The 24,592-nt window shown below is 47.4% G+C and carries 22 protein-coding genes; 11 read left to right on the top strand and 11 right to left on the bottom strand.

Annotated elements, in window-relative coordinates; all coding sequences use genetic code 11:
* Positions 1 to 463: 463 nt before the first annotated feature.
* The 4 genes from nirB to cobA are packed head-to-tail and all read left to right on the top strand — an operon-like array spanning position 464 to position 4,925.
* Entirely contained in the window at positions 464 to 2,905 is a 2,442-nt protein-coding gene (gene nirB / locus MHI52_RS29920; RefSeq protein WP_253504183.1) for a nitrite reductase large subunit NirB, read from the top strand.
* 16 nt (positions 2,906 to 2,921) lie between these two features.
* Positions 2,922 to 3,239 (top strand): nitrite reductase small subunit NirD, encoded by a 318-nt coding sequence (gene nirD / locus MHI52_RS29925; protein ID WP_036612155.1) that lies wholly within the window; start codon positions 2,922 to 2,924, stop codon positions 3,237 to 3,239.
* A 37-nt stretch (positions 3,240 to 3,276) separates the two neighbouring features.
* A complete protein-coding gene (locus MHI52_RS29930; protein ID WP_405158157.1) occupies positions 3,277 to 4,158 on the top strand; it encodes a formate/nitrite transporter family protein in 882 nt (293 codons plus the stop codon).
* A complete protein-coding gene (cobA, locus tag MHI52_RS29935) occupies positions 4,155 to 4,925 on the top strand; it encodes a uroporphyrinogen-III C-methyltransferase (protein ID WP_405158158.1) in 771 nt (256 codons plus the stop codon). The genes MHI52_RS29930 and cobA overlap by 4 nt, the downstream gene beginning before the upstream one ends.
* A 233-nt stretch (positions 4,926 to 5,158) precedes the next feature.
* Here the strand turns inward: cobA and MHI52_RS29940 are convergent, their stop codons facing one another.
* Complete coding sequence (locus MHI52_RS29940; RefSeq protein WP_036612163.1) at positions 5,159 to 5,797, bottom strand: TetR/AcrR family transcriptional regulator; 639 nt, start codon at positions 5,795 to 5,797, stop codon at positions 5,159 to 5,161.
* A 195-nt stretch (positions 5,798 to 5,992) separates the two neighbouring features.
* Between MHI52_RS29940 and MHI52_RS29945 the strand changes: the two genes are divergently transcribed.
* Positions 5,993 to 6,760: an SDR family NAD(P)-dependent oxidoreductase gene (locus MHI52_RS29945; protein WP_036612166.1), complete on the top strand. Its 768-nt coding sequence runs from the start codon at positions 5,993 to 5,995 to the stop codon at positions 6,758 to 6,760.
* Between the two features lie 741 nt (positions 6,761 to 7,501).
* Here MHI52_RS29945 and MHI52_RS29950 read toward each other — a convergent pair.
* The 3 genes from MHI52_RS29950 to MHI52_RS29960 form a co-directional block, all read right to left on the bottom strand.
* A complete protein-coding gene (locus tag MHI52_RS29950; protein ID WP_051447261.1) occupies positions 7,502 to 7,813 on the bottom strand; it encodes a hypothetical protein in 312 nt (103 codons plus the stop codon).
* 114 nt (positions 7,814 to 7,927) lie between these two features.
* Entirely contained in the window at positions 7,928 to 9,277 is a 1,350-nt protein-coding gene (locus tag MHI52_RS29955; RefSeq protein WP_405158159.1) for a sensor histidine kinase, read from the bottom strand.
* The gene (locus MHI52_RS29960) at positions 9,277 to 9,954 is read right to left on the bottom strand and encodes a response regulator transcription factor (protein ID WP_036612327.1); all 678 of its coding nucleotides are present in this window, start codon (positions 9,952 to 9,954) and stop codon (positions 9,277 to 9,279) included. The genes MHI52_RS29955 and MHI52_RS29960 overlap by 1 nt, the downstream gene beginning before the upstream one ends.
* A 253-nt stretch (positions 9,955 to 10,207) precedes the next feature.
* On the opposite strand from MHI52_RS29960, the gene MHI52_RS29965 reads away from it, so the two are divergent.
* From MHI52_RS29965 to MHI52_RS29975, 3 genes are read left to right on the top strand one after another with little or no spacing between them, the layout of a single operon-like run.
* Positions 10,208 to 11,026, top strand: a complete 819-nt coding sequence (locus MHI52_RS29965) for a polyphosphate polymerase domain-containing protein (RefSeq protein WP_253504198.1) — start codon at positions 10,208 to 10,210, stop codon at positions 11,024 to 11,026.
* Positions 11,019 to 11,699 carry a DUF4956 domain-containing protein gene (locus MHI52_RS29970; protein WP_100528189.1) on the top strand — a complete coding sequence of 227 codons (681 nt, stop codon included), beginning with the start codon at positions 11,019 to 11,021 and terminating at the stop codon, positions 11,697 to 11,699. Before MHI52_RS29965 ends, MHI52_RS29970 begins: the two co-directional genes overlap by 8 nt.
* A gap of 27 nt (positions 11,700 to 11,726) precedes the next feature.
* Complete coding sequence (locus MHI52_RS29975; RefSeq protein WP_405158160.1) at positions 11,727 to 14,048, top strand: carbohydrate-binding domain-containing protein; 2,322 nt, start codon at positions 11,727 to 11,729, stop codon at positions 14,046 to 14,048.
* Between the two features lie 231 nt (positions 14,049 to 14,279).
* On the opposite strand, the gene MHI52_RS29980 is transcribed toward MHI52_RS29975, so the two are convergent.
* Together MHI52_RS29980 and MHI52_RS29985 are read right to left on the bottom strand one after the other, a co-directional pair.
* Positions 14,280 to 14,858: a class I SAM-dependent methyltransferase gene (locus MHI52_RS29980; protein ID WP_405158161.1), complete on the bottom strand. Its 579-nt coding sequence runs from the start codon at positions 14,856 to 14,858 to the stop codon at positions 14,280 to 14,282.
* A 26-nt stretch (positions 14,859 to 14,884) separates the two neighbouring features.
* Positions 14,885 to 15,556, bottom strand: coding sequence for an FHA domain-containing protein (locus tag MHI52_RS29985; protein WP_047840896.1), 672 nt, complete (start codon positions 15,554 to 15,556; stop codon positions 14,885 to 14,887).
* Positions 15,557 to 15,789: 233 nt separating this feature from the next.
* Between MHI52_RS29985 and MHI52_RS29990 the strand changes: the two genes are divergently transcribed.
* Positions 15,790 to 15,945 carry a hypothetical protein gene (locus MHI52_RS29990; protein WP_165980318.1) on the top strand — a complete coding sequence of 52 codons (156 nt, stop codon included), beginning with the start codon at positions 15,790 to 15,792 and terminating at the stop codon, positions 15,943 to 15,945.
* A gap of 379 nt (positions 15,946 to 16,324) precedes the next feature.
* Here the strand turns inward: MHI52_RS29990 and MHI52_RS29995 are convergent, their stop codons facing one another.
* Together MHI52_RS29995 and MHI52_RS30000 are read right to left on the bottom strand one after the other, a co-directional pair.
* Complete coding sequence (locus MHI52_RS29995) at positions 16,325 to 18,913, bottom strand: DUF2339 domain-containing protein (RefSeq protein ID WP_405158162.1); 2,589 nt, start codon at positions 18,911 to 18,913, stop codon at positions 16,325 to 16,327.
* Between the two features lie 189 nt (positions 18,914 to 19,102).
* Positions 19,103 to 20,146, bottom strand: coding sequence for an LCP family protein (locus MHI52_RS30000; RefSeq protein WP_315370848.1), 1,044 nt, complete (start codon positions 20,144 to 20,146; stop codon positions 19,103 to 19,105).
* A gap of 112 nt (positions 20,147 to 20,258) precedes the next feature.
* Here MHI52_RS30000 and MHI52_RS30005 point away from each other — a divergent pair, with 112 nt between their 5' ends.
* On the top strand, positions 20,259 to 21,233 hold the full coding sequence (locus MHI52_RS30005) for an aldo/keto reductase (RefSeq protein WP_405159435.1): 975 nt from the start codon (positions 20,259 to 20,261) through the stop codon (positions 21,231 to 21,233).
* Between the two features lie 144 nt (positions 21,234 to 21,377).
* Here the strand turns inward: MHI52_RS30005 and MHI52_RS30010 are convergent, their stop codons facing one another.
* From MHI52_RS30010 to MHI52_RS30020, 3 genes are all read right to left on the bottom strand, one after another.
* Positions 21,378 to 21,839, bottom strand: coding sequence for a MarR family winged helix-turn-helix transcriptional regulator (locus MHI52_RS30010; RefSeq protein ID WP_036612197.1), 462 nt, complete (start codon positions 21,837 to 21,839; stop codon positions 21,378 to 21,380).
* Positions 21,840 to 21,973: 134 nt separating this feature from the next.
* Positions 21,974 to 22,651, bottom strand: coding sequence for a TIGR00266 family protein (locus MHI52_RS30015; RefSeq protein WP_017691614.1), 678 nt, complete (start codon positions 22,649 to 22,651; stop codon positions 21,974 to 21,976).
* Entirely contained in the window at positions 22,648 to 23,043 is a 396-nt protein-coding gene (locus tag MHI52_RS30020) for a helix-turn-helix domain-containing protein (protein ID WP_017691613.1), read from the bottom strand. The genes MHI52_RS30015 and MHI52_RS30020 overlap by 4 nt, the downstream gene beginning before the upstream one ends.
* 164 nt (positions 23,044 to 23,207) lie before the next feature.
* On the opposite strand from MHI52_RS30020, the gene MHI52_RS30025 reads away from it, so the two are divergent.
* Entirely contained in the window at positions 23,208 to 24,422 is a 1,215-nt protein-coding gene (locus tag MHI52_RS30025; protein WP_405158163.1) for an MFS transporter, read from the top strand.
* Positions 24,423 to 24,592: the final 170 nt, after the last annotated feature.

Here is a 24,592-nt window from a genome sequence, read left to right on the forward strand (position 1 = left end):
TTAACATTAGAATGATCTTTTCATGCCTCATCATGTTGCAATTAAAAAGGGTGAAACACTATACATGGCACCTTTTCTACAGTATTTATCGTATCCAGCGTGCTAACGTTATCTAGAAGCCTTTAAACTAAGAAGATATACTCGTAAAACTTCGTCGTCCATTCGATATTCCAATAAACTCATGTAAACATAATTAACTTTAAATTTCAAATACTTTTTTATGTTAACTATCTTGACATGATTAGATCGATCTTTTATAGTTAAGCCATAACAACTCCATATTTGAATCGATCACAGTTACAACGGCGTAGCTGGTTGAAACGGCAATGAAGCCTGTTTTGCAATCTCGGAGCAAGGGATGCGTATGTATATGCGCAGTCCTCCGAGGCATAACAGGCTTTTTCGATTTTAGAGACAAGGTTTTGAGGCATTTTGCAGAATGGACCTAAGGGGGCTAATCATAATGAGTACAACGAAAAAACTGGTGCTGGTCGGCAATGGCATGGCGGGAATCCGCACAATCGAACATATCCTTAAGCTTGCTCCACACGCTTATGAAATTACAGTCTTCGGCGCAGAGCCGCATCCCAACTACAACCGGATCATGTTATCTTCCGTACTGGCTGGCGGAACATCCATCGAAGATATCGTAATCAATGAGTGGAGCTGGTACGAAGATAACGGCATTCGGGTGTACCCGGGTGACCCGGTCGTTCAGATCGATACCAAGCGCAAGGAAGTTGTATCTCAAAATGGTGTACGCGCAGCCTATGATGAGCTGATTATGGCAACCGGTTCACAGGCCTTCATCCTCCCTCTTCCCGGTGCTAACAAGGAAGGCGTTATCGGATTCCGAGATATTAAAGACTGTGAAACGATGATGGTAGCATCACAAAAGTATCGTAAAGCTGCCGTCATCGGAGGCGGATTGCTTGGACTGGAAGCAGCGCGGGGGTTGCTCAATCTGGGCATGGACGTCACAGTCATCCATATTAACGGTCATCTGATGGACCGGAACCTAGATTTGCCGGCAGGTCTGATGCTCCAGCGTGAGCTTGAAGAACAGGGCATGAAGTTCCTTTTGAACAAACATACCGAAGAAATCACAGGCAAACAACGAGTAAAAGCCATTCGTTTTACTGATCAAACGGTGCTTGAAGCGGATCTGGTTGTCATGGCTGTCGGGATTCGCCCTCAGATTGAACTGGCTCGCAATACCGGCCTCGATGTGAATCGTGGAGTCATTGTAGATGATTATATGCATACCAGCATCCCTAGTATATCTGCCGTCGGCGAATGTGCAGAACACCGCGGTATTGCCTACGGACTGGTTGCTCCATTATATGAACAAGGTATGGTGCTCGCAAAACGCCTGGCTGGCGCGGCAACCGAAGGATACGAAGGTTCAGTCACTTCTACCAAACTGAAAGTATCCGGTGTGGACGTATTCTCTGCCGGACAATTCAAAGACGCTGCGGACACTCGCAGCATTCGTATTCAGGATGACGTTGATGGTGTGTACAAAAAGATGGTGATCAAAGACGGACAGCTGATCGGAGCTGTATTGTTCGGGGATACCACGGATGGCGCATCGCTGTTTTCCCTCATTAAGAGTGGTGAGAACATCAGTGGTCGGGAGAAAGAAATTTTGCTCGGTGTACCTTCCGGTGGTTCAGGCTCGGGTCCATCTGTCGCAGAACGAATGGCGAGTATGCCGGATGACGAGATCGTCTGTGGTTGTAACGGTGTGACCAAAGCTTCCATTGGAGACGCCGTTCTGAATAAAGGCTGTAATACACTGGGTGCAATCAAATCCTGTACCAAAGCTTCCGCTTCTTGCGGTGGGTGCAAACCTATTATCGAAAACCTGCTCACATATTATGCCGGTGATAATGTAGGTGAACAGACTAAAGAAGGCATCTGTGGCTGTACATCCTATGATCGGGATGAGATTGTTGCACAGATCAAGGAGATGGGACTCAAAAGCGTCAAGGAAGTCATGAATGTTCTCGGTTGGAATGAACCGGAAGGTTGCTCCAAGTGCCGCCCTTCCCTCAACTATTATCTCGGGATGATCTGGCCGGCTGAATACACAGATGAGCGTGTATCCAAATTCACCAATGAACGTTATCACGCCAATATCCAGAAAGACGGTACCTACTCCGTTATTCCACGGATCTATGGTGGTGTCACTTCCCCGGCGGAATTGATCAAGATTGCAACTGTCGCAGAGAAATACGATGTGCCGTTGGTGAAATTCACGGGTGGGCAACGACTCGATCTGCTCGGTGTACAGAAAGAGAATTTGCCGAAGATCTGGGAGGAACTCGATATGCCTTCCGGTTTTGGTTATGGCAAGGCGCTTCGTACGGTGAAGACTTGTGTAGGTAATACGTTCTGCCGATTCGGCACACAAGATTCCATTGAGATGGGTATTCGTCTGGAGAAAAAACTCGACAAGATGGTGGCTCCAGCCAAAGTGAAACTCGCTGTCTCCGGATGTCCGCGGAACTGTGCTGAAGCGACCATCAAGGATCTGGGTGTTGTCGCCATTGATGGCGCTTGGGAGATTCATGTGGGCGGTAACGCGGGAGTCAAGGTTCGTGCAGCCGAGTTGCTGTGTACGGTGAAGACCGATGCGGAAGTGGAAGAGTGGACTTACTCTTACCTGCAATATTATAGAGAGAATGCAAAATGGAATGAGAGAACAGCGGCTTGGATTGAACGGGTTGGTCTGGATCATGTGAAGGAAGCATTGGCGGATCGGGATGTACGTCTCGCTCTGGTTGAACGTCTGGAAGTTACACTGGGTCACACGGTTGATCCTTGGAAAGAAATCATACAAGACGAGAAATTACGTAAAAACTTCACCCCACTGTCCGGTGCCGAGCCGGTAACCCACTAGAAGAGGAGGAACAGCGATGAACAAATTCCGGATTGGACACCTTGCAGATATTGATGAAAAGGGAGCACGGACCTTCCTGATACAGGATACCGAAATTGCAGTCTTCAAACTGAGCGACGGAAGTCTGCACGCCGTCGAGAATCGCTGCCCTCACAAGGGCGGCAAGCTGTCGGAAGGCATGGTGTGCGGGACAGCGGTTCATTGTCCTTTGCATGATTGGAAGATTGATCTGCGTAACGGTAAGGTACACGAGCCGGACGAAGGCTGCTTGAATACCTACAAAACAGAAGTAGACGGCAACAGCGGAGAAATCTTCATCACAATTGCGGGTTAAAGGCTAGAGATACCCTGACATCAAGGAGGCGTGCGCTATGGATTTTGTTAAACCTGCAGAAGTGCTGCAATCGATGGTCGAAGCTGGTGAGAGCAAAGCCAGAATGAATCGGGTACAGATGCTGATCCGCGGTTTTCTGGCGGGGGCTATCCTTGCCTTTGCAACCACACTGGCATATACCGCTGTATCTCAAACTTCCGTTGGTTTGGCAGGTGCACTGATATTCCCGGCGGGATTTGTCATCATTATTCTGCTGGGTCTCGAATTGGTGACAGGAAACTTTGCGATGCTTCCACTCGCAGTGTTGAAACGTAGAATTACATGGATGGATATGCTCCGAAATTATTTTTGGGTGATCACAGGACATCTGCTCGGATGTGCATTCTATGCTCTCTTATACGGCCTGACCATTACCAAGATGGGTACGGATATGAGCAACCCTCTAATTCAAACGCTGATCCAGACCAGTGAAACCAAAACATTGGGATATCAGCACTTGGGTGGGGCTGGCATTGTACTGGTCACCATCAAAGCCATTCTATGTAACTGGATGGTCACACTGGGGGCAGTGATGGCAATGACGTCCACTTCTACACTGGGCAAAATCGTAGCGATGTGGCTGCCCATTACCATATTTTTCGCTCAGGGATTTGAGCATGCTGTGGTAAATATGTTTGTCATCCCGGCAGGCATGATGCTCGGTGCACAGGTTAGTATGGCTGACTGGTGGCTGTGGAATCAGATTCCGGTATTGCTGGGCAATCTCATTGGCGGAGCTGTATTTACAGGCCTCGGTCTATATGCCGCCCACCACTGGGGAAATCCAGTAAAGCTCTCGTCCAAACTGGCATCCATTCAGGGTGGTCGTTCAGGATTGGCAAGTTCTGATGCTGCACCGAAATTGGGGACACGATCATGAGTCGGGGCCTGGTTAGTATTGTTGGCGCTGGTCCTGGAGATCCGGATCTGATTACGGTAAAAGCCCTGAAACGTATTCAGTCCGCAGATGTCATTATGTATGATCGGCTTGTGAATGATCAATTGCTCGCTGAGGCTCGCGAAGGAGCACTCCGCATCTACTGCGGCAAGGCTCCAGGCCTTCATTCCATGAGTCAGGAGATGATTGGACGGATGCTTGCTGCACATGCGGCGGAAGGCAAACAAGTCGTAAGACTCAAGGGTGGCGATCCGTTCATCTTTGGCCGTGGTGGTGAAGAAGCGCTTGTGCTGGCGGAAGCAGGGATTGCATTTGAGATCATTCCTGGCATCACTTCAGCTGTAGGTACATCCGCTTCATCCCTTATTCCGTTAACTCATCGCGGGATTGCTTCATCCTTCGCATGTGTCACCGGAACCGGCAGTGATGGAAGTGTATCTTCGGTCCGCTGGGATCTGCTCGCCCATAGTGTGGATACACTGGTCATCTACATGGGCATTAGCCAACTGCCCCAGATTCAAAATGAATTGCTTCACCATGGCAAAAGTGGACACACCCCTGCGGCTTTAATCGAACGGGGAACCACCTCGGAGGAACGGATTATTACCGGCACACTTGCCGAACTCCATTCCCTCGCCAAGTCGCATCAAGTGAATAATCCGGCATTAATCATGATCGGCGAGTCCGTCCTGATCCGCGAACAACTGCTTCAGATGCAACAGGCCGCGAACGCCTCCATGACCGGATAATCGAATTGGATTTCTTCATCTATATCAATTGAACTAAACATTTACACAAAACGGAGAGGACAGAAACGACCTGAAGAAGCGGAGCGTTCGCCTTTATCCCCGGATTTACCCTTTATAAAAGGAATCAAAAAAATCTGGGGATAACAGCGATCGGAAGGTTGTTCTGTCATCGGAGTGTGCAGTGTAAATATTCTTTAGTTCGATTGATATAGAACAAAACTCTCATTCGACCTTTAATCTAACAGCATACGCTCGTGAATAGTCCGACCCTTCTGCCCTGGTTCAATCAGCAGACGGGTCGGTTTGATGTTAATCAGCGCCGTAAGCTGCTCTCCCATATAATGCGCAGAATACTTGAATCCAATCTCCGCCCAATGCATGATTACCCCTACTGTTGCAGATACCAGATAACTTAACATGATGTCGTAATTAATCGTCCACTCACTATCCTCGGTCACCAATACAAAATCTTCGGTTAGATACGTTCTAAACATATTGCACAGCCGGGAGCTCATATCTGAATGCATTGTTATTAACGCACGAAAGATATCCTGATGGGCTTCAATATATTCGAATACAGGCATCGTGGATGGTAGCAATGCAGTCATGTCCACTTCTTTGAGCTGTGCGTATGGTTCTGCATAAGCTCGCCCCACTCCCTGCATGAAATCATCCAGAATGAACTGCAACAACTCCGGTTTGCCGGGAAAATGTAAATAGAAGGTTCCACGGTTGTAATCCGCCCGTTCCGTAATATCCCGGATTGTGAGGGCATCCGCTCCCTTCTCTAATATCAAAGAAACCGCCGCAGCGATGATCGCATCCTGCGTTCTTCGTGCTCTCCGGTCCTGAGGATGTTCAATGATCAACATTTTCGCCTCCTTTGTTCATTATTGTAATATAAATGAACACCGCTTACACCTCTGTCCGATAGCTGACATATGCGCTGTCAATGATTATTGTCACATTGCTATGTATATCTTAACATTGAGACAGGAAAGATAGACGACAGGTTGAAACTTTTTTTGAGAAATACCTGCCAATAATGAATAAGGAGCGGATAGTTCATGAGTACATCTTATACACATACAGCCGTAATTACAGGAGCAGCTGGAGGCATTGGTAAAGAATTGGCACGCCGCCTTGCTGAGCGCAAAATCAACTTGGTGCTGGTGGACCTGAATGAAGAAGCCATCCAACAGACGATTACTGATCTGAACCTCGACAAAGAGCACGTCATCGCCGTAAAAGCGAACGTATCCCAAGAAGCAGACGTGAAAAACTATGTGCAAAAAGCATTGGATGCTTTTGGTCGAATCGATTATTTTGCCAACAATGCCGGAATTGAAGGTCCAACAGGGCTGATCGAAGACCTGAGTGTTGAAGCACTCGACACCGTATATAACGTCAACATTCGTGGAGTATTCCTGGGTCTGCAAAATGTCATTCCAGTGATGAAAAAACAAAAATCCGGTGCGATTCTTAATACCTCTTCCCTCGCGGGTCTGATGGGTGCACCTGCTGTATCTCCATATATTATGTCCAAACATGCCGTAGTTGGTCTCACGCGTACCGCTGCAAATGAATTGGCACCTTATAATATCCGGGTTAACGCTGTATTGCCCGGTACAATCAATACACGCATGATGCGTCAGATCGAAGCTAATTCCGGTAACGTGGAAGATTATCAATCAGCAACCGTGTCTAGCATTCCAATGGGCCGTTACGGCGAACCGGAAGAAGTCGCTGCGGTAATGAACTTCCTGTTGTCCGAAGAAGCATCTTATGTAACAGCTTCCCTTTACACCGTAGATGGCGGTATGGTTGGTCAATAAGAAGCTATAAACGGTGGGATTGATAGGGATTTCCTAAAAATCTCACCTTACAGCGATGTCCAATAAGGACGACTGTAGGGCAAACAGATGAGTGATGCGGTGAGGTTGTCCGATAGGTCAACACTCATCGAACTGTACTCATAGCGAGACTCGACAAATGATCCGATATAGTGGTCAGGTCCGATAGAACTTCAAGTCCATTCTTAGAAAAGTTATACCGACAGGTATTCCCGAAGGAATGCCTGGTCGCTACAATCTAAAAAAGGCCTCAACACCACAGTATTGTGGAGTTGAGGTCTTTTTGACAGTTCAACACTTGCCATGCATTAGGCTTCATCTGTGAGATTTCACTTTTGAAACAGCCATTTAACGCCTCGTTGCACCATGTGATCACTCTAAGTTACTCTAACGAACCTAGGGCACCTTATTTCGGCAAAAAGCGCTTATTTCCCGATCTAACGAATCTCAGACACGCTAATTCCGCGGAAATGCTTTAACTGCATGGGAAAGTCCTAAAATCCAGAGAATAACGTGTCTGAGATTCGTTACATTCCCAAACGAGCGAGAAATACCCTCATAAGGCGTATCAGGTTCGTTAGATTTTGCCCGGATCACAGAAAGGCTTAATCGCTGGACTGAACAACCTACGCACACCAATAATCTAGCCCCTCATGCGCCGATCATTGATACAAATCTCATTAAACCTCACGCCACAGTTCAAGCTCCAAATCCACGCAGAACTTAATCCACGTATCCCGCGTGACCCTTGTCCATCAAGTAGTCCATCTCAGCATCCAGGATGCTTTCCACGGTCAACTCATCCAGCTTCACATCTTTACGACTAAGGATATAGTCAGCCAGATCATCGCCGTCAATATCCACATCGTTACCTTTGGAATTTTCGTGCGCCTTGTTGATGTACGCTTGCTCATGCTTCAACACAAGGGCGATATTCTCCTGGCTTGCCTTCGTTTTATCTGCAATATATTGCATCATTTCTTGTTCATTAATTGCGTTTGCTTCTGCCACGTTCAGTTCATCTCCTTGATTCATACATACTGTTGCCATTGTAGCATAGGTTAACCCATTACAGGCAGAACTTATGCCTGAGAACGATTATAGAGCGGGAGCGAAGGATTAGTGTGGAGCTCGCTCATCACTCCGCCCCTACGACAACCGCACGTAAAATGTAGCACCCTCTCCAACTACACTTCGAGCATACACCTCTCCTTTGTGCTGATCCACAATGGAACGAGCAATCGCCAGACCCAGACCATGCCCACCATGTTTGCGGGCTCTTGAAGAATCCGTACGATAGAATCGATCGAAGATCCGATCCAGATGTTCGGGTGCAATGCCTTCACCTGTGTTGGATACGGCCAGCATGACATCATTATTCTGTTTCTGAAGGGTGACGTTTACGGCGCCTTTTGGACCGGAATACTTCACCGCATTATCGAGCAGGATCAGAATGACCTGTTTGATCTGCTCACTGTTCCCATGAACCGTAAGATTCGGCTCAATGTTGTAATCGAGGGAAATGTTTTTTTCAAATATAACGGCTTCCATCGGCAAAATAATACTCTCCACCGCATCACTCATATTAAACTTCGCATGAATCATCGTTGAGCGTGAGTCATCCATCTGTGTCAGATAGAGCAGATCATTCGTAAGTCCGGTCATACGCTCAGTTTCAGACTTAATATAGTGAAGCCACTTCGCCTGGTTTGCTATGGTATCCTCCTGATTCGCAAGCAGTACGTCGGCATTGGTATTGATGATCGCCAGAGGTGTTTTCAACTCATGAGAAGCATCACCGATGAATTGTTTTTGCTTCTCAAACGCTTCTCTGACCGGTGCAATAGAACGATTCGCAAAATAACGGCTCAGGAAGTAGATCACAATCAGCATCACCAGTCCGACAACTGCAAAGGTATAGATCAGATTCGTCAGAATACCTTGTTGCGCCGTCACATCAATGAATACGATCATGTGCCCGGCACCGCTCGGATCAACCACATAGGCCCAGTCCGTTCCATCCAGCGCAAATTGCCCCGTCTGCCGTTCCGAATCACCAACTTTATTCTGGTCAACCTTTTGTAACGCCTCGGTGTAGAACGTATCTTCCATATCAAATCGGGAATGTGTATCCGTAATCTTCCACTGTTCATCCGTCTTAATCATGAACGAAACGGAACGTGCCGGAGGTGAGTTGGGATCACCTCCCGGTCCTCCATTATCACCACCCATGGTATCGGAAGGAAACGAATCTGAACCAGAACTTGAACCAGAGCCTGTACTACCCCCTGTACCGGAACCCTGCCCTTCCCCGCGCGGCATCTTGGATGAATTATAAGGACTGTGATAGAAATCAGACACCTTGTACAACTCCATATTGGTCTCACGTTGCACATTCTGATAAGTAATCGTATAGATCGTCGCAAATGCCACCAGCATCATAATGGAGATGGACACCAGATTCACGATCAAGAATCGATTTCGAAGTTTCTTGAACATCAGGACGTCACCTCAAGTACATACCCCACACCCCGAATCGTGTTAATGCGGACGGCAGAGTTCAGGAAGGTTAATTTTTTGCGTAAAAAAGAGATATATACTTCCACATTGTTATACTCCACTTCCGAATCAAATCCCCATAACTTCTCAATAATCTGCTCTTTGGAGGTAATCGCCTGTTTGCGGGCAATCAACAGCTCCAGCAGTTCATTCTCCTTCAGATTCAGCTTAATCTCCTTACCCTGTACGCTCAGCTTCAGTTGAGTTGTATTCAGCTCAATGTCGCCAAACTTCAGCCCATCCTCGGGAACCACTTCGCCCTTCCGTCGTAAGGCTGCACGAATCCGGGCCAGCAATTCCTCTGTGGCAAACGGCTTGGCGATATAATCATCGGCACCATAATCGAGGCCTGTGACTTTGTCCGATAGTTCACCTTTCGCCGTAAGCAGAATGACAGGCGTATGATTGCCTTCACTGCGAAGTTTCTTCAGGACGGTGATCCCGTCCATCTCCGGCATCATGATGTCGAGTAGTAACAGGTCGTAGATACCGCTCTGCGCATAATCGAGTCCTGACCTGCCGTCGTGGACCATGTCCACGGAGTAGTTGTTCTTTTTCAAAATCTGCGATACAGCCTCTGCCAAATGAACCTCATCTTCCGCAATTAATATTCTCATCATCTATTCATTCCTCTGCTTGAATTATTCGTCTTCATTAAACTCTTTATGATGTACCTATTCTATCAATCAAACCTTGAATCAATCTTAATTCATTATGTGTATGCGCACTATTATAGGAAGGTAAAAAAATGTTAACGCAATGTAAAACCATTTAAGATTCATTCAAGGTTGGGGCTCTAAGATACAGACATGGAAGCAATACACGATGCAACAAAACATACAACCCACCAACGAAAGGAATGAGTCCCACATGGCTATTGAAGTATTCAACCGATATGAGAGCAAGTACCTTCTGACGGATGAGCAGTACGCGCATTTCTACAATGACCTGCTGAAATACATGGAGCTGGATGCCTACAACAAGAAACATGAGTACTACTCCATCAGTAACCTGTACTTCGACACTCCACAAGATTCGCTGATCCGCGCCAGTCTCTCCAAACCAAAATACAAGGAGAAGCTGAGACTGCGAGCTTATGGAATCCCTGAAGAGAATGCCAGAGTGTATCTGGAGATCAAAAAGAAAGTATTTGGCCTGGTGAACAAGCGCAGAACAGCTTTGAAGCTGGATGAAGCATATGAATTCGTCCGTTCGGGACAGGCGCCAGAGCTCGCGGATTACATGAACAAACAAGTTGTCGAAGAGATCAAATATTTCCTTCGGGTATACGATCTGGAACCGAAAGTGTATCTGGCGTATGAACGCAAAGCGCTTTTCGACAAGAACAGCCGCGATCTTCGCATTACCTTTGACACCAACATCCGCAGCCGCAGATACGATCTGAAGCTGGAACAGGGAGATTACGGTGAACCGCTGGTGAAGGACGGTCGATGGCTGATGGAAGTGAAAGCCGAGAAAACCGTTCCGATGTGGCTGTCACAACTGCTGTCCGAACATGGGCTGTATCGTACCGGATTCTCCAAATACGGCAACGAGTTCAGACATCTCGCGAGAACAACCAACCTGAATTACCAGACGGAGCGCATTCTTGTACCAGGTACCGATTTCAACCCATCCATAGAACAAGATAAAACGATTATAGAAAGAGAGCGTGTCCTATATGCTTGATTCACTGTTCAGTTCAGCCCTAACCGATACCAACCTGACGTTTAACAACGCAGTCATAACCATTGGTCTTGCCATTATTCTGGGATTAATCATCAGCCTCACGTACATGAAGACTAACCAAAGCACATACTCCCAGAGCTTCACCTTAACGATGGTTGTTCTGCCCGTTATTGTCGCCATTATCATCCTGCTCATCGGCAGCAACATCGCTCGAGCATTCAGCTTGGCAGGTGCCTTCTCGATCATCCGATTCCGAAGTGCCCCTGGCGATCCAAAAGACATTGCTTACGTATTGTTCACGATGGCTTCCGGTCTTGCCTGCGGTGTAGGCGCTTTTGGATACGCGGTGCTGTTCACCATTATCCTGTGTGTACTCATGTTTGTTCTGAGTCGCTTCAACTTTGGTGGCAAGAAAAGTCAGCTGAAAACGCTGAAAGTCACCATTCCCGAAAACTTGAGTTATGAAGAAGCTCTTAATGAAGTGTTCCATACATTCAACGTACCTTTTGATCTGAAAAAAATCAGAACGACCGAACTCGGCAGTCTGTATGAGCTGGTCTACAGTGTAACCATTCACGAAAGTGTTAGCCAAAAGGAATTCCTCGATGCGATCCGCACACGGAACGGCAACCTGGATATCTCATTAACCATGAGTCCAACAACGGAATATTAATTTATAATTCGAAGGGAACGATCTAATATGAAGAAAAACATAATAACAGGTAGCAAACTTTGGTCCATCGCCATGATTACCAGCCTACTCGCCGCATGCAGTTCACCAGCAACCACAAGCACAACGGCCAATGCCGCAACTTCAACGACAGGAACAACCAAAACGGTATCTGTCAGCGAGCAAACTTCTGTAAAATACGCCGATCTGGTCTCTCTGGATGCTGACGATACCAATATTAGCTGGAGTGAGGCAGATTCCACAGCGATTAAGCTGAACGGAACAACTGCAACGGTAACCGGTTCGGGTGCCAAAGCAACGAATGGTTCGGTAACCATCTCTGAAGCAGGCACTTATGTACTTAGCGGTGAGCTAACGGATGGACAGATCGTGGTTAACGTTGCCGATAAGGGTACCGTACATCTCGTATTAAATGGAGCAACCATTCATGATAACGACAGCGCCGCAATCTACATTCAGAAGGCTGGTAAAGCGGTGATTACGCTCGAAAAAGGAACCAAGAATACCGTTTCCGATGGTAAAACATATGTGTACGCCGATGCTACAACAGACGAGCCCGATGCTGCAATCTTCAGCAAAGCAGATCTTACATTCAACGGTGCAGGTCAATTGACCGTCACAGGTAACTATAATGAAGGTATTACGAGCAAGGATGATCTGAAAATCATTAGTGGTAACATCCGTGTCAAAGCAGCCGATGACGGCATCAAAGGTAAGGATATGGTCGCCATCCAAGCGGGTACGATTACCATTGAAGCCGAAGGCGACGGCATTAAATCAACCAATGACACGGATACCACCAAAGGCTTCGTTGCCATCGCAGGAGGTACCTTTGATATCCAAAGTGGCAACGACGGTATTCAAGCTGAAACCGCACTTGTTGCGGATGGCGGCACATACAACATTGTAACGGGCGGCGGTAGCGTCAATGCACCAGCCAAAGTAGAAGAAGGTCCATTTGGCGGCGGCGGTGGCGGTGGATGGGGTGGCGGCACACCTCCAACGGATATGGGCACACCACCAGATGGCGAACCTCCTGCAGATATGCCAGAGATGCCTAATAACAGCGGTACGAATGCAGGTGCTAATACAAACGGCGTAGCAGCATCCAACTCTGCCAACACAACAGCAACAACAACAACAACAACAACGGATAACAATGCCGATGCTGACACAGCTACAACAGCAACGGAGTCCACAAGTGCCAAAGCGCTCAAAGCAGGTACAGATCTTACGGTTAATGGCGGTACGTATACCATTGATTCCATGGATGATTCCCTGCACAGCAACAATAACGTCACGGTTAACGACGGAACATTCAACATTGAATCTGGTGATGACGGCATTCATGCCGATCAGGCCCTTACGATCAACGGTGGAACCATCACCATTGCGAAGAGCTATGAAGGACTTGAAGGTGCAATGATCACCCTGAACGATGGGGATGTAGATGTAACGGCATCCGATGATGGCGTAAATGCTGCAGGTGGCGAGACGGAAACAGCTACGAATCCAGCGGCAAGTACAGATAGCGTGACTACAGCAACCGATGCAACAACGACATCCAACATCTCTGTAACCGAAACGACAGGCACAACATCAACTACCGATCAGGCATCCCAAGGTACAGCTGCTAATCAGCAAGGACGTGGACCGGGCGGTATGGGTGGTGCAGCAGCAAGCAATAACGAGTTCCACATTAACGGCGGTTCCCTCACCGTGAACGCAGGTGGTGACGGGCTGGATTCCAATGGTTCCATTAACATGACTGGCGGAACGGTTATTGTGAACGGACCGACGAATAGCGGCAACGGAGCATTGGATTATGACGGCACATTTGAAATCAGTGGTGGATACTTGGTAGCTGCTGGCAGCTCGGGTATGGCACAAGGAACATCCGATGCGTCTACGCAAAATACCATTGTGATGACATTCCCTGCAACGCAAAAAGCTGGAACACTTGTACATGTACAAGATAGCGAAGGCAACAACATTCTGACGTTTGCACCAGCAAAAGATTATCAAACCGTGGTTGTCAGCTCCCCGGATCTTGCGAAAGATGGTTCATACGTGATTTACTCCGGTGGTACGTCTACAGGTAAAGCGGTGGATGGACTCTATACAGACGGTACCTATAGTGGTGGAACTCAAGTGGTTGCCTTCCAATCGACTAGTAATGTGACTTGGGTGAATGAATCTGGTGTAACCACTGCCAATACAGGTATGGGCGGTCCTGGTGGCGGTGGACAAGGCGGATTTGGAGGCGGCAGAAACAGATCGCAATCCGGTACAACATCCGACAGCACAGTTACTACTGATTCTGCAAAGTAATACGTGCGGTAAGCAATAATCAAGCAATCTCTTGCCCCAACTCAAAGGCGAGACAAAAAGGCCCCGAATCACTTCATAGTGAGTTCGGGGCCTTTTTCGCACCCGCGTTCTTACGTGGTATCTGCATTACTATGATATGGAGCACACTCTTTCATCCATTAACGTTATGGCAGAAGGCTTACAGCACTCCAGCTGAGCAAAAACCTGGTGATCACTTTCCTGTTCTTTTCTTTAAAAGGAATACACATACACCTTGGTGCGCAAGGCATCCCGGCATGTAATGGTACGTAGCGGTTCTTTTCCTGGCAGCGCAAAACAGACACTAATCACCTTGGCACCCGGCGGAAGCTCTCGACTGAACTTGTCCAGAAGCCGGGTCATGGCTCCCGGGAACAGATAACAAATTACACAATCTGCATGTTCATAGGAACTGGTGTAGATGTCTCCGCGCATGAAGCGCAGCCTTCCCTTGAGAGAGAGCTTGTTTCCCTTGGCTCGACGTAAGCGAACACTGAGATAGGCAATTATTTGGGAAGACCATAAGGGAATTCTCGAATTCTCAATCCCGGTCAGCCTTTTGCCTGGGCAATGCCTTACAACATCCAATCCCAGTGTGCCCCATCCAGAGCCTGCTTCGAGCACATCCCCGTAACCTGGAATGCGGTTCACCTCTTGAATGACCACCTGTCTGACGTGGCCGGATGTGGGCATCGGGGAAATCCCGTTTTTCCAACTGACAAGTACGATGGATATGACACATATCAATGTCACCACGGCAATAAGCCATGGAATCAGGTAAATGATGAACATGAACTCATCCCTTTGTTATCACTCATTCATTCCGGCACATGAGACTTCATATATACACCTTTTTTATAAACGGACTTGATGGTAAAGTGTACACCCAGCTTGCGATTCGTCCGATAAATTAGCGAGTTAATCTCGTCGATCCCTACTGCTTCACTCTCCAGCATACTCCGCTCTGGCCACACCTGAGCCACAATTTGTTCCCTTGTCACAAAGTGGTCCAGTTGACTATACAGCAGCTTGAACAGCTGATACTCTTTCTTGGACAGCGGAATCTCCACTTCACCGATTTGTACGGTTTGCAGGTGATCCAGTAAACGTACGCCCTCACCCAGCAAGTCCGACACCCGATATTCCCTCGTCTCTCCAAGATCACCTTCCGTGCGAAGCTGGATCAGGCCGTTGACCAACGTCAGGCTATCGCCCTCGCTAAACGGATATTTCTCATAGGGAACGAGGCGCTGCCCGTTCAGTTCGGTTCCATTTTTGCTATCCAGATCTTCGATCCATAACTGTTGCTGTACATCATAATGAATGCGGCAATGCCGCTTCGATATCATCTGATTATAAACAGACAAGTCCAATTCACTTCCGCCTGTGTAACGTCCCACCGTAATGGAGCGACCTTGGCTTACATAAGCGAATGAGCCGTCACTTTCCTGTCCTGGCGTACGAATGACGATTTTTGCCGTCTCCCGCATGTTATTCTCCCACCTTCAATGATCACTCACTCGATCTCTATAAACATTTCATAACAATAATGATAAATTCATCAGATTTGTTCCATTGTTTGCACCGCTATAGTTCAATATAGTGGTATACAGGAACGATTTATGTTCGGTTCTACTTACTCTACTATACCAGACGTTGTGCTTTTTTTCTCATGACGGCCGGATGTCTACTTTAGCTCATTCAACAAGAGAGGTACCTTCCTATGAACAAAAAAAATATTTTCATATACGTGTTGCTCGCCTTTGCCCTGTCCATGACATTAACCGTGCTCTCCCGTATGAATGATGATGGCGGAGAATCACTGAAAGGCACATCGGCTTCCGAAACCTCATGGTTACAAATGAAGATCCAACCCTAAGTCTACTCTATTATAACGTGATCTCTGCGTAAAACGTTTCACGAATGTCATATTAGGCTAAGCCATAGACTAACATCAATAAGGCCCCAGATTGCTGTTCACAGCAGCCCGGAGCCTCATTTTAATCCAAAAAATCTATATTACACGACTTATTTCCCAAAGCGAAGTGAAGTGGACAGCGGACATTCCCGCCATCTCACCCACACTCACGTCATTGCCGCTTCTTTCTCGCGCCGAATTTCCTCCAGCCATGCACGACAAGAGCTATAGGGCCAGCAAGCCATAACAGTTGCCAAAGCATAACTTTCAGGTCGAATCCCATCTTAAGAATCCCTCCCCATATGATCCCAAAGGTCACTACAGTCGTTCAAAACCCAAATTAATCTTGGTCTTCCTCCGGGACAGTCGGCTCGTCGTCAGGCTTCGCTGTCACTCTGGACTGTACTTCCTCCATCCGGCTGGACACCTTCTGATACAGGTAAGAGATCCCAAGCAATAGAACGCCGAAGCTGAAATAGGCAAAGATTTTGCTGCCCGAGGTGAGCATCCCCACATCATAGAACACCATCTTCCCCGTAGCGAACAACGTTAGGCCAAGGCCGAGACGCCGAATCATGACATATTTTCTACGGAATCCATAGGCAATATAGAGAATCGCGAGCAGCAGATAGATCAGGCTGAACATCAGCCCCACATCGCCCCATTGGAACTGAATCGTCAGGAAGACGGTGATGACACCCAGCAGATACACCCCTGCGATAACCGGGTACCATTCAATGCTCTTGAACTGCCCGCGGATGCCTGCAATTAGCAGATCCCTTCCTGCAAAGAATACCCCTACGTTAAAGATAATCAGCACCAGCAAACCAACAACTTCTGCCGCTGTATGCTGCTGAACTTCCGGCTGAAGCGCTGGCATGGTTAAGGTTACGGCCAGTGCAATACAGCAGCCAATAGCATGCAAGAAGGTGGTATACACCTGCACGTATTGATCACGCAGTAGCTTCACCTTGTTCAGTCCATAGGCCAACGCAATGGTGAGCGCTGCAAACATGAGTAACTTGTAGAACATGTATAACAGGAACGTCCCATCGACAGCTCTGGTATACAATTCATTCGACTCATACAGCACGTATAACCACAGATTCGCAAGTGTCACATACTTGAATCCGTTCAGGAAACCCAGCTCCAGCGGGCTGTAATTAAATCTCTCTCTGGAAGATGAGTTGCTGTGAACTGCCCAGGCATAATACAGTGTAATAAGCACAGTTCCCAGCGTGATGCTGGTGTATTTTAACATAAAGTAAGAACGTTCCCCGATGAAGAATAGCGCCAGCAGATCGTAGTACACAAAAGTGATTAGACATAGAAGCACGATACCCCATCCGGCACGTTCCACCGACTTGAGCCGTTTCAGATGTCCAAGCGTAACCAACAAAACTCCTTCGATCAACCAGCCCATCGATAACCACTTGGCCCCGAATTGGAACGGAATAATCAGAATGGCAAAGGTCAGGGAAGTGACATAGAAGAGTAATATCGTCTGTTTCTCCTGAGCCATATGGCGCTGGACGAATCGTGCGAGGCCCAGATACACCACGCAGAAGATCAACGCCAGCAAGCCCTGAGCATCATTCCAACCCGCCACATCAAATAATACGTATAACATCAGACAGCTCATGCTCGTATTCATGGCGAGTAGAGCGAAATCCCACCAGGTTAACTTCATTCGGTGTTTGAACGGATATGCCAGCGTAATGCCCAGATATAATGCAAACGTCACAATGGAATACAACATGCCAATCTTCTCACTTGGCGACAGCCATAAGAGGATGAGCATGGATGGTGTATTGAACAGGAAACTGATATAGTGCACCACCGGCCACCGTTTGCCAAACGAAATGAACACAATAATGCCGTTTAAGAGCAACAGGTAGATCATAGCTACATAGACAGCAGGGCCCTCAAGCCCGAACGAGAACATGTAGGAGAATAACGGAAGATATCCACCCACCAAACCTAGTGAACAGATGGTCTTCGACTGGTATCTCAAGGACAACAATACGGAGATTGCCGATACCAATACAGACAGGGCAAGTCCCGTGTATAACCCAATAATATGCAGTAAAAAGTAACTATAGAAGACGGAGCCGAACAACACGGATATCCCACCGCCGAGCAGCCCCATCGCAAACGTCTGCCTTTTGCGGCGGAACAGCCACTCTCCTCCAGCGAGCATCAGTGCACCGAGCAGGAAAAAGGCTCCGCTCTTCATCTCGTCATTGAACCAGGTCGAGTACGAGTATTGAAACGCTGCTCCAACCCCCAGAATGAGGAGCAAGATGGCTACTTTGTTGATCCAGCTGAGTCCAATCTTCATCTCCATGCGATTCTGCTTGATTCGGCGTTGAATAGTCTCTTCGCTCAACCCTTCCTCCGCCATATGCTCATATCTACGTTCCATGTGCCCACGCAGAGCCTCTTCTCTCTCCCGTACGGCTCGTCTGTGCGATTCAATACGCTCATTCACCTCTGCCGCAAGGTAAGCAATCCTCTCCTTCACCTCATCGGATTCCTCTTGCAACTCCTGTGCTGCCTGGTTGTACAGCGCGTTTAGATTGGATTTGGTTCGATGCTCATGGAATGCAATTCGATCATTATGTACTGCTGTTTTCCCTTGAAAATAGGTCTCCATCTTCTCCCGCGATACCCGGATCAGATTCAGCTTCTCATCCAGCATCTGTTCGGATAACGCCATGCGAAGACGTGCATTCTCTTCTTCCATCTTGCGTGAGCGAAGTTCGAGCTGTTGCAGCTTGAGCTTGTGAGCTTCATACTGTTCCTGTAACTGTTCATTCTTAACGATCAGGTCATCGGACTGGTACTCCTGGAGCAAGGCGTGATACTCCTTCGCCAGCTGTTTCTGTTGCTCCTGAACCTGTTGAAGCCGATCCTTAAACTCCTTCATGAGCTTCCTCCGTTGGTTGATGTTTAATCTTTTCCCTATATTTTACTATATGTATGCCATAAAAAGAGGTTTAAACATTAGATATATCTGTGCAATATTTCATCCGTAGGATCTAAAACGCAAAAAAGCCGGGAAGCAACTGCTTCGCCGGACTTATATTCATATGAGCATTTGCACAAGAATCGATGCTTATGCCGCATCACTCGTCTCCGATTGGTCCGCTGACTCGGGCTCAATTATCTCGGTCGCATCTGGGTCCAGCCAACTGGCGATCATGCCACGCACATATTGCAGATCGTCCTCCGACAGATCGTAGTACCATGTGCCACTGCGCGTTGCACCCTCACCCTTCAGCATGTAATTGCTGATCGTTGGTATGCTATCTTTCATATATAAGGACTCGGCAAATTTCACGATAAAGTCTGAGGTCATGTTGGTTGTAAAATTCGATCCGGCAATCTGGATTACGTCCGGGATCTTGGTCAGATTTTTCACTTCCAGTGCACGATTCATGAAGGCACTTAGGAAAATCCGGTGACGCATCGTCCGATTGAAATCGGAATCTTCCCGGTAACGCACATATCCAAGCGCTTCTTCACCGCTATAGATCGGTTTATTCGCTTCAACAAACAGCTTCTCATGAATTTTGAGTTTGTTCTCAATATTCTTTTTGATCGGCAGTTCCACACCACCAACCGCATCAACAATATCCTTGAGCCCGTTAAAATTAATCGCGGCATAGAAATTCACTTTGTTCCCCAGCAAATTCTCCACCGTATCCATTGCCATCTTGGCTTCACCATGGGCATACGCTGAGTTAATCTTTGACTTCACATCCCGGCCGACAATCTCGGTATAGGAATCACGTGGAATGGACAGCAGTAGCACTTTATTGTCTTCTGGACGCACGACGGAATAGATGATGGTATCCGAACGGCTTGGTTCGTTATCCCGTTGGTCAATCCCTAGCAGTAACAACGAGAATGGGTCCGTATGTTCCACGACAGGAGCATCCTTATCGCCAGCTGGTACAAAGGAGTCATCCAAGGCTTCCCTCACCGTAGCTGAAGCGAACAAATTAAAGGCAAACACGACGAGTTGCTTTCGATAGATAAATCCGAGTCCTCCCAACACAAGCAGCACACTTAGGGTGATGATCAATGGTTTCTTCCATTTCTTCTTCGGGTTCTTCGGCTTCCGTCTTGTTAAATGTGCAGCACTGTTTTCCATCATATCTCCTTTAATAACGGGTTCTTAGATTCATTTAACTATATTAATAACACGTTTTCAATAGATTACGTTATAATCTGCTATACATAAATGAATAGAGAAGGAGCGATGAATGATGGAATATCGACGTTTGGGCCATAGTGGTTTGCGTGTGTCGGCACTGGGGCTCGGCACCAATGCGTTTGGCAAACGCGCGGATGAAGCAGCTTCTACCCGCATTATTCATGCAGCGATGGATCAGGGCATCAACTTTATCGATACCGCCAATATCTACGCAGGCACGGAATCGGAACGCATCATTGGACAGGCCCTCACAGGTCGACGGGAAAACGCGGTGCTTGCTACCAAAGCCGGATTACCCCGGCATGATGGTCCTCATGGGCGGGGTTCCTCCCGCTACCATCTGCAACAAGAGCTGGAACATAGCCTGCGTCGCCTGCAAACGGATTATGTGGATCTGTACCAGATCCATACTTTTGATCCGCATACACCACTGGATGAGACACTGCGCACACTGGATGATATGGTCACTTCCGGCAAAGTCCGTTACATCGGAGCCTCCAACTACGCAGCCTGGGAGCTGATGAAAGCTCTGGGCATCAGTGAACAGAAAGGTTATGTGCGCTTCATCTCCACCCAAACCAGCTACTCCCTGGCAGACCGTACGCCTGAGTTGGAACTGGTGCCGATGTGTCTCGATCAGGGTGTAGGCATTATCCCGTATTTCCCGCTGGCAGGTGGTATTCTGACAGGTAAATATAACGGACAGACCCGTGTGCCTTCTGGTTCCAGAGCAGACACCGATCCGTCCTTCAACCGTTTCCTGCTGGAGCATAATATCCAACTGAGTGAACAAGTGAGTGCTAAAGCTGCCTCATATGGATGCTCCCCGAGTGTGCTGTCACTCGCATGGCTACTGACACGTCCAGCTGTATCCACAGTAATTGTGGGCGCTACACGCACCGAACAGCTGGAACATAATCTGGCTAGTCTGGACATGTCACTGCCCGATGAGCTGTTGGCCGATCTGGACCAGATTAGTGACTCTTTCCGTCGCCGCGAGCCGTTTGCGTCCTATCGAATCGATTGAGCAACCCAAATAGACCTTCCGACAAGTTGAAGTCAGGAGGTCTATTTGTATTTTACAGAGGTGCTATAATTATTAATAATCAGAAAATTTTCCAGTTCCACTACATTCTGTAGTTTAATACATTAAAAAAAGATATATTACGGATCAACTCTCTGTTTTTTGGCGAAGAAACTCCTGCATGATTTCCAAATACTCTCCCTTACGTTCATCCAAAGTTTCGAAAAATGCCTTGTCCGATTCCTCGACCAGATGGATTCCCTCCACAGCCAATCGGGTTCCTTCTTCCGTTGTTGTGATAATATTGGCACGCGTATCTGTCTGATGACGAGCGCGGGTAATTAATCCCCTTTTTTCAAGCGCACGTAGAACCTGAGAAGTCACGTTAACATCCACCTTGGCAAACTGAGCAATTTGAACCTGAGTCACTCCCTTGCCTTCCTCATCGTGTTCATTGAGCCATAAACAGGCGTGCAATAATACAAATTGAGGTTGTGTCAGTTCGAGGGGCTCCAGCACCCTGCGTACTTCCTTTTGCCACATGGCTGTAACCTGCCATAACAGATATCCCGGACTTTCTTGTGCGTTTTTATACCGTGAGCTTGTCATCTCATACCTCCATGATGTGCGACCTTATGCAACAGAATATATACCCGTCAGTCAATGAAGTAAATCCATTATTCATATAACGATGATGGAAACATATCCGTTGCAACTCTGTGTGTTCTTTCTCAAAAAAATAATTAGCGCGCAGGGATAAACTGCTTCACCCATTGTCCGAATCCTTGCGGATTGCGGCTCTGTATAAGAATAGTTCCTTCTCCCCGGAACCTACATACCAGTCCTTCTCCACTTGTAACACTGGATAACCAGCCCTGTGAAGCTTTCTCAATACGGTAATCTACATAATGAGGCCAAGCCACCAAATGGGCGTTATCGACGATCATTTCTTCACCTGCTGCCAGATTAATCGCATGGATGGCACCATAGGAAGACAGAAATACAGTTCCACGTCCGCTGATCTCAATAATGAAGAAACCTTCTCCCGAAAAGAGACCTTTTTTCAGGTTTTGCATTTTGGTATTCACCTGAATGCCCTCGGTTCCTGCCAGAAACCCGTCTTTCTGCACATAGAGTGAATAGGAACCGTCCAATTCAACAGCTTCTACATCGCCCATACTTGAAGGTGAGAGCAGAATCTCTGCCGACCCGCCCGCAGCCGTCAGTTCCTGAAAGAAAAACTTCTCCCCGCTCAGCATCCGACCGAACCCGGCAAACATCCCACCTTCTGCTGAACCCTTTAGTTCAACCGTAGGAGTCATAGATACCATCGCACCACTCTCGGCCTTGAACCGCTCTCCCCGTTGCAAATGTACTTTGAGCATCGCAAAAGCACCATCATATAAAATCTCATAGTTCACGGTTGCACCAGCTCCCTATTGTCAGAGTTAAAATCATTGAGTCCATTATCTTCCAGAACTGCTGATTTGTCTCCGTATTCCTTCACAATATGTTGATCTCCCCAATTACAGAGCGCATTGAGAATCGGTTCGAGACTTCTCCCGTAATCACTCAATTCGTATTCTACTTTGGGAGGGACCTGATTATATACGATTCGATTCACGATCCCGTCGTTTTCAAGCTCTCTGAGTTGCTGTGTTAACATTTTTTGTGTAATTGCGGGCATAATACGCTTAAGATCACTGGTTCGTCTTTTTCCATGTGTCAGATGACAGAGAATTACGCATTTCCACTTGCCACCGATCACTTCTAAGGTAGCTTCAACCGAGATGTTATATTTTTTTCTAACCATAACTTGCTTCCTCCCTGATGAATTGAATTACATCCGTCGCATGCTGTATAGGCACCAAAAAGTACGTAGGGTACTAAAAAGTACGTACTGTTCATTGTATACCGAGTAATTCATAATAGCATTTGCCGGTACGTAAATCTACATTCTGGGGAGTGGAGCAAGAAATGTTACAAGATTCAAAACGCAGCACATGGGCATTGCTTGCGCTGGCCATTAGTGCATTCGCGATTGGTACCACAGAGTTTATCAGCGTTGGGCTACTGCCCCTCATTGCAGATGACCTGGGCATTTCCGTAACTACAGCGGGACTGACCGTTACTTTATATGCATTAGGCGTTACCTTTGGGGCTCCTGTTCTGACCTCACTGACGTCTACCATATCACGCAAAACGCTACTGCTTGCCATCATGATTGTCTTCATTGCGGGTAACACGATGGCTGCACTATCGACGGGCATCATCATGTTACTCATTGCACGAGTAGTATCCGCTCTGGCACACGGGGTGTTCATGTCCATTGGCTCCACGATTGCAGCCGATCTGGTGCCTGCCAACCGTAGGGCGAGTGCTATTGCCATCATGTTCTCCGGTCTTACCATTGCCACAGTAACCGGTGTACCTCTCGGTACACTCATCGGCCAACATTGGGGCTGGCGTGCTGCCTTTATCCTGATTGTTGGGGTTGGCATCGTTGCGATGATCGGGAACCTGATACTCGTGCCATCCACGTTGAAGCGAGGAACACGAACGGCATTTCGGGAGCAGCTGAAGCTCGTTACAGGAGGACGCTTGCTGCTTGCTTTTGCCATCACTGCTGTTGGGTACGGAGGAACGTTTGTTGTCTTTACGTATCTGTCCCCGTTGTTGCATGATATTAGCGGATATTCCGAGAAAACAGTAGCGTTCATTCTGTTGTTGTACGGAATCGCCATTGCTGTTGGCAACATCATCGGCGGCAGAGCAGCCAATCGCAACCCGCTCAAGGCGCTCTTCTACATGTTCATCATTCAGACCATCATTCTCGGCGTGATGTACTTCACCGTCCCGTTTAAGTTGGCAGCACTGCTCACCATTATGGGTATGGGCCTGCTCGCCTTCATGAATGTGCCTGGTCTTCAGATGTACGTTGTAACCTTGGCTGAACGATATGCACCACAGGCCAAGGATGTAGCCTCAGCCTTTAACATCGCCGCATTTAATGCAGGGATCGCTATAGGTGCCTATTTGGGTGGAGTGATCAATGATTCCATCGGTTTGATTCACACGACATGGGTCGGAGCCTTGATGGTTCTCGTAGCTGTAATCCTGACCGCATGGGCTAAAATGCTGGAAAGCAAAGATCAACATGCATCAGTCGAAATGGAGAAAGCTTCGTTCTAATTTCCATTCCGACCATGGGTCTCACTCTTATATATATCAGTTCCAGCCTTCGAGGGGAACCGGTTTCACATGGTATTTTATTATACTATAATACGTTGAACCCAATTTGATCTACTATGATTTAATTTTGTATGATAAAACAACAAAAATTCAGCTTAATATGACTGATT

The sequence above is a fragment of the Paenibacillus sp. FSL H8-0283 genome (assembly GCF_045040675.1).
GTDB lineage: Bacteria > Bacillota > Bacilli > Paenibacillales > Paenibacillaceae > Paenibacillus > Paenibacillus amylolyticus.

Coding starts and splice junctions, on each gene's coding strand:
- MHI52_RS29965 (WP_253504198.1), top strand. CDS start 10,208: ATGGCTATTGAAGTATTCAACCGATATGAGAGCAAGTACCTTCTGACG.
- MHI52_RS29970 (WP_100528189.1), top strand. CDS start 11,019: ATGCTTGATTCACTGTTCAGTTCAGCCCTAACCGATACCAACCTGACG.
- MHI52_RS29955 (WP_405158159.1), bottom strand. CDS start 9,277: ATGTTCAAGAAACTTCGAAATCGATTCTTGATCGTGAATCTGGTGTCC.
- MHI52_RS29960 (WP_036612327.1), bottom strand. CDS start 9,954: ATGAGAATATTAATTGCGGAAGATGAGGTTCATTTGGCAGAGGCTGTA.
- MHI52_RS30010 (WP_036612197.1), bottom strand. CDS start 21,839: ATGACAAGCTCACGGTATAAAAACGCACAAGAAAGTCCGGGATATCTG.
- MHI52_RS30025 (WP_405158163.1), top strand. CDS start 23,208: ATGTTACAAGATTCAAAACGCAGCACATGGGCATTGCTTGCGCTGGCC.
- MHI52_RS30000 (WP_315370848.1), bottom strand. CDS start 20,146: ATGATGGAAAACAGTGCTGCACATTTAACAAGACGGAAGCCGAAGAAC.
- MHI52_RS29950 (WP_051447261.1), bottom strand. CDS start 7,813: ATGAATCAAGGAGATGAACTGAACGTGGCAGAAGCAAACGCAATTAAT.
- nirD (WP_036612155.1), top strand. CDS start 2,922: ATGAACAAATTCCGGATTGGACACCTTGCAGATATTGATGAAAAGGGA.
- MHI52_RS29975 (WP_405158160.1), top strand. CDS start 11,727: ATGAAGAAAAACATAATAACAGGTAGCAAACTTTGGTCCATCGCCATG.
- cobA (WP_405158158.1), top strand. CDS start 4,155: ATGAGTCGGGGCCTGGTTAGTATTGTTGGCGCTGGTCCTGGAGATCCG.
- MHI52_RS29945 (WP_036612166.1), top strand. CDS start 5,993: ATGAGTACATCTTATACACATACAGCCGTAATTACAGGAGCAGCTGGA.
- MHI52_RS29930 (WP_405158157.1), top strand. CDS start 3,277: ATGGATTTTGTTAAACCTGCAGAAGTGCTGCAATCGATGGTCGAAGCT.
- MHI52_RS29995 (WP_405158162.1), bottom strand. CDS start 18,913: ATGAAGGAGTTTAAGGATCGGCTTCAACAGGTTCAGGAGCAACAGAAA.
- nirB (WP_253504183.1), top strand. CDS start 464: ATGAGTACAACGAAAAAACTGGTGCTGGTCGGCAATGGCATGGCGGGA.
- MHI52_RS29940 (WP_036612163.1), bottom strand. CDS start 5,797: ATGTTGATCATTGAACATCCTCAGGACCGGAGAGCACGAAGAACGCAG.
- MHI52_RS29985 (WP_047840896.1), bottom strand. CDS start 15,556: ATGCGGGAGACGGCAAAAATCGTCATTCGTACGCCAGGACAGGAAAGT.
- MHI52_RS29980 (WP_405158161.1), bottom strand. CDS start 14,858: ATGTTCATCATTTACCTGATTCCATGGCTTATTGCCGTGGTGACATTG.
- MHI52_RS29990 (WP_165980318.1), top strand. CDS start 15,790: ATGAACAAAAAAAATATTTTCATATACGTGTTGCTCGCCTTTGCCCTG.
- MHI52_RS30020 (WP_017691613.1), bottom strand. CDS start 23,043: ATGGTTAGAAAAAAATATAACATCTCGGTTGAAGCTACCTTAGAAGTG.
- MHI52_RS30005 (WP_405159435.1), top strand. CDS start 20,259: ATGGAATATCGACGTTTGGGCCATAGTGGTTTGCGTGTGTCGGCACTG.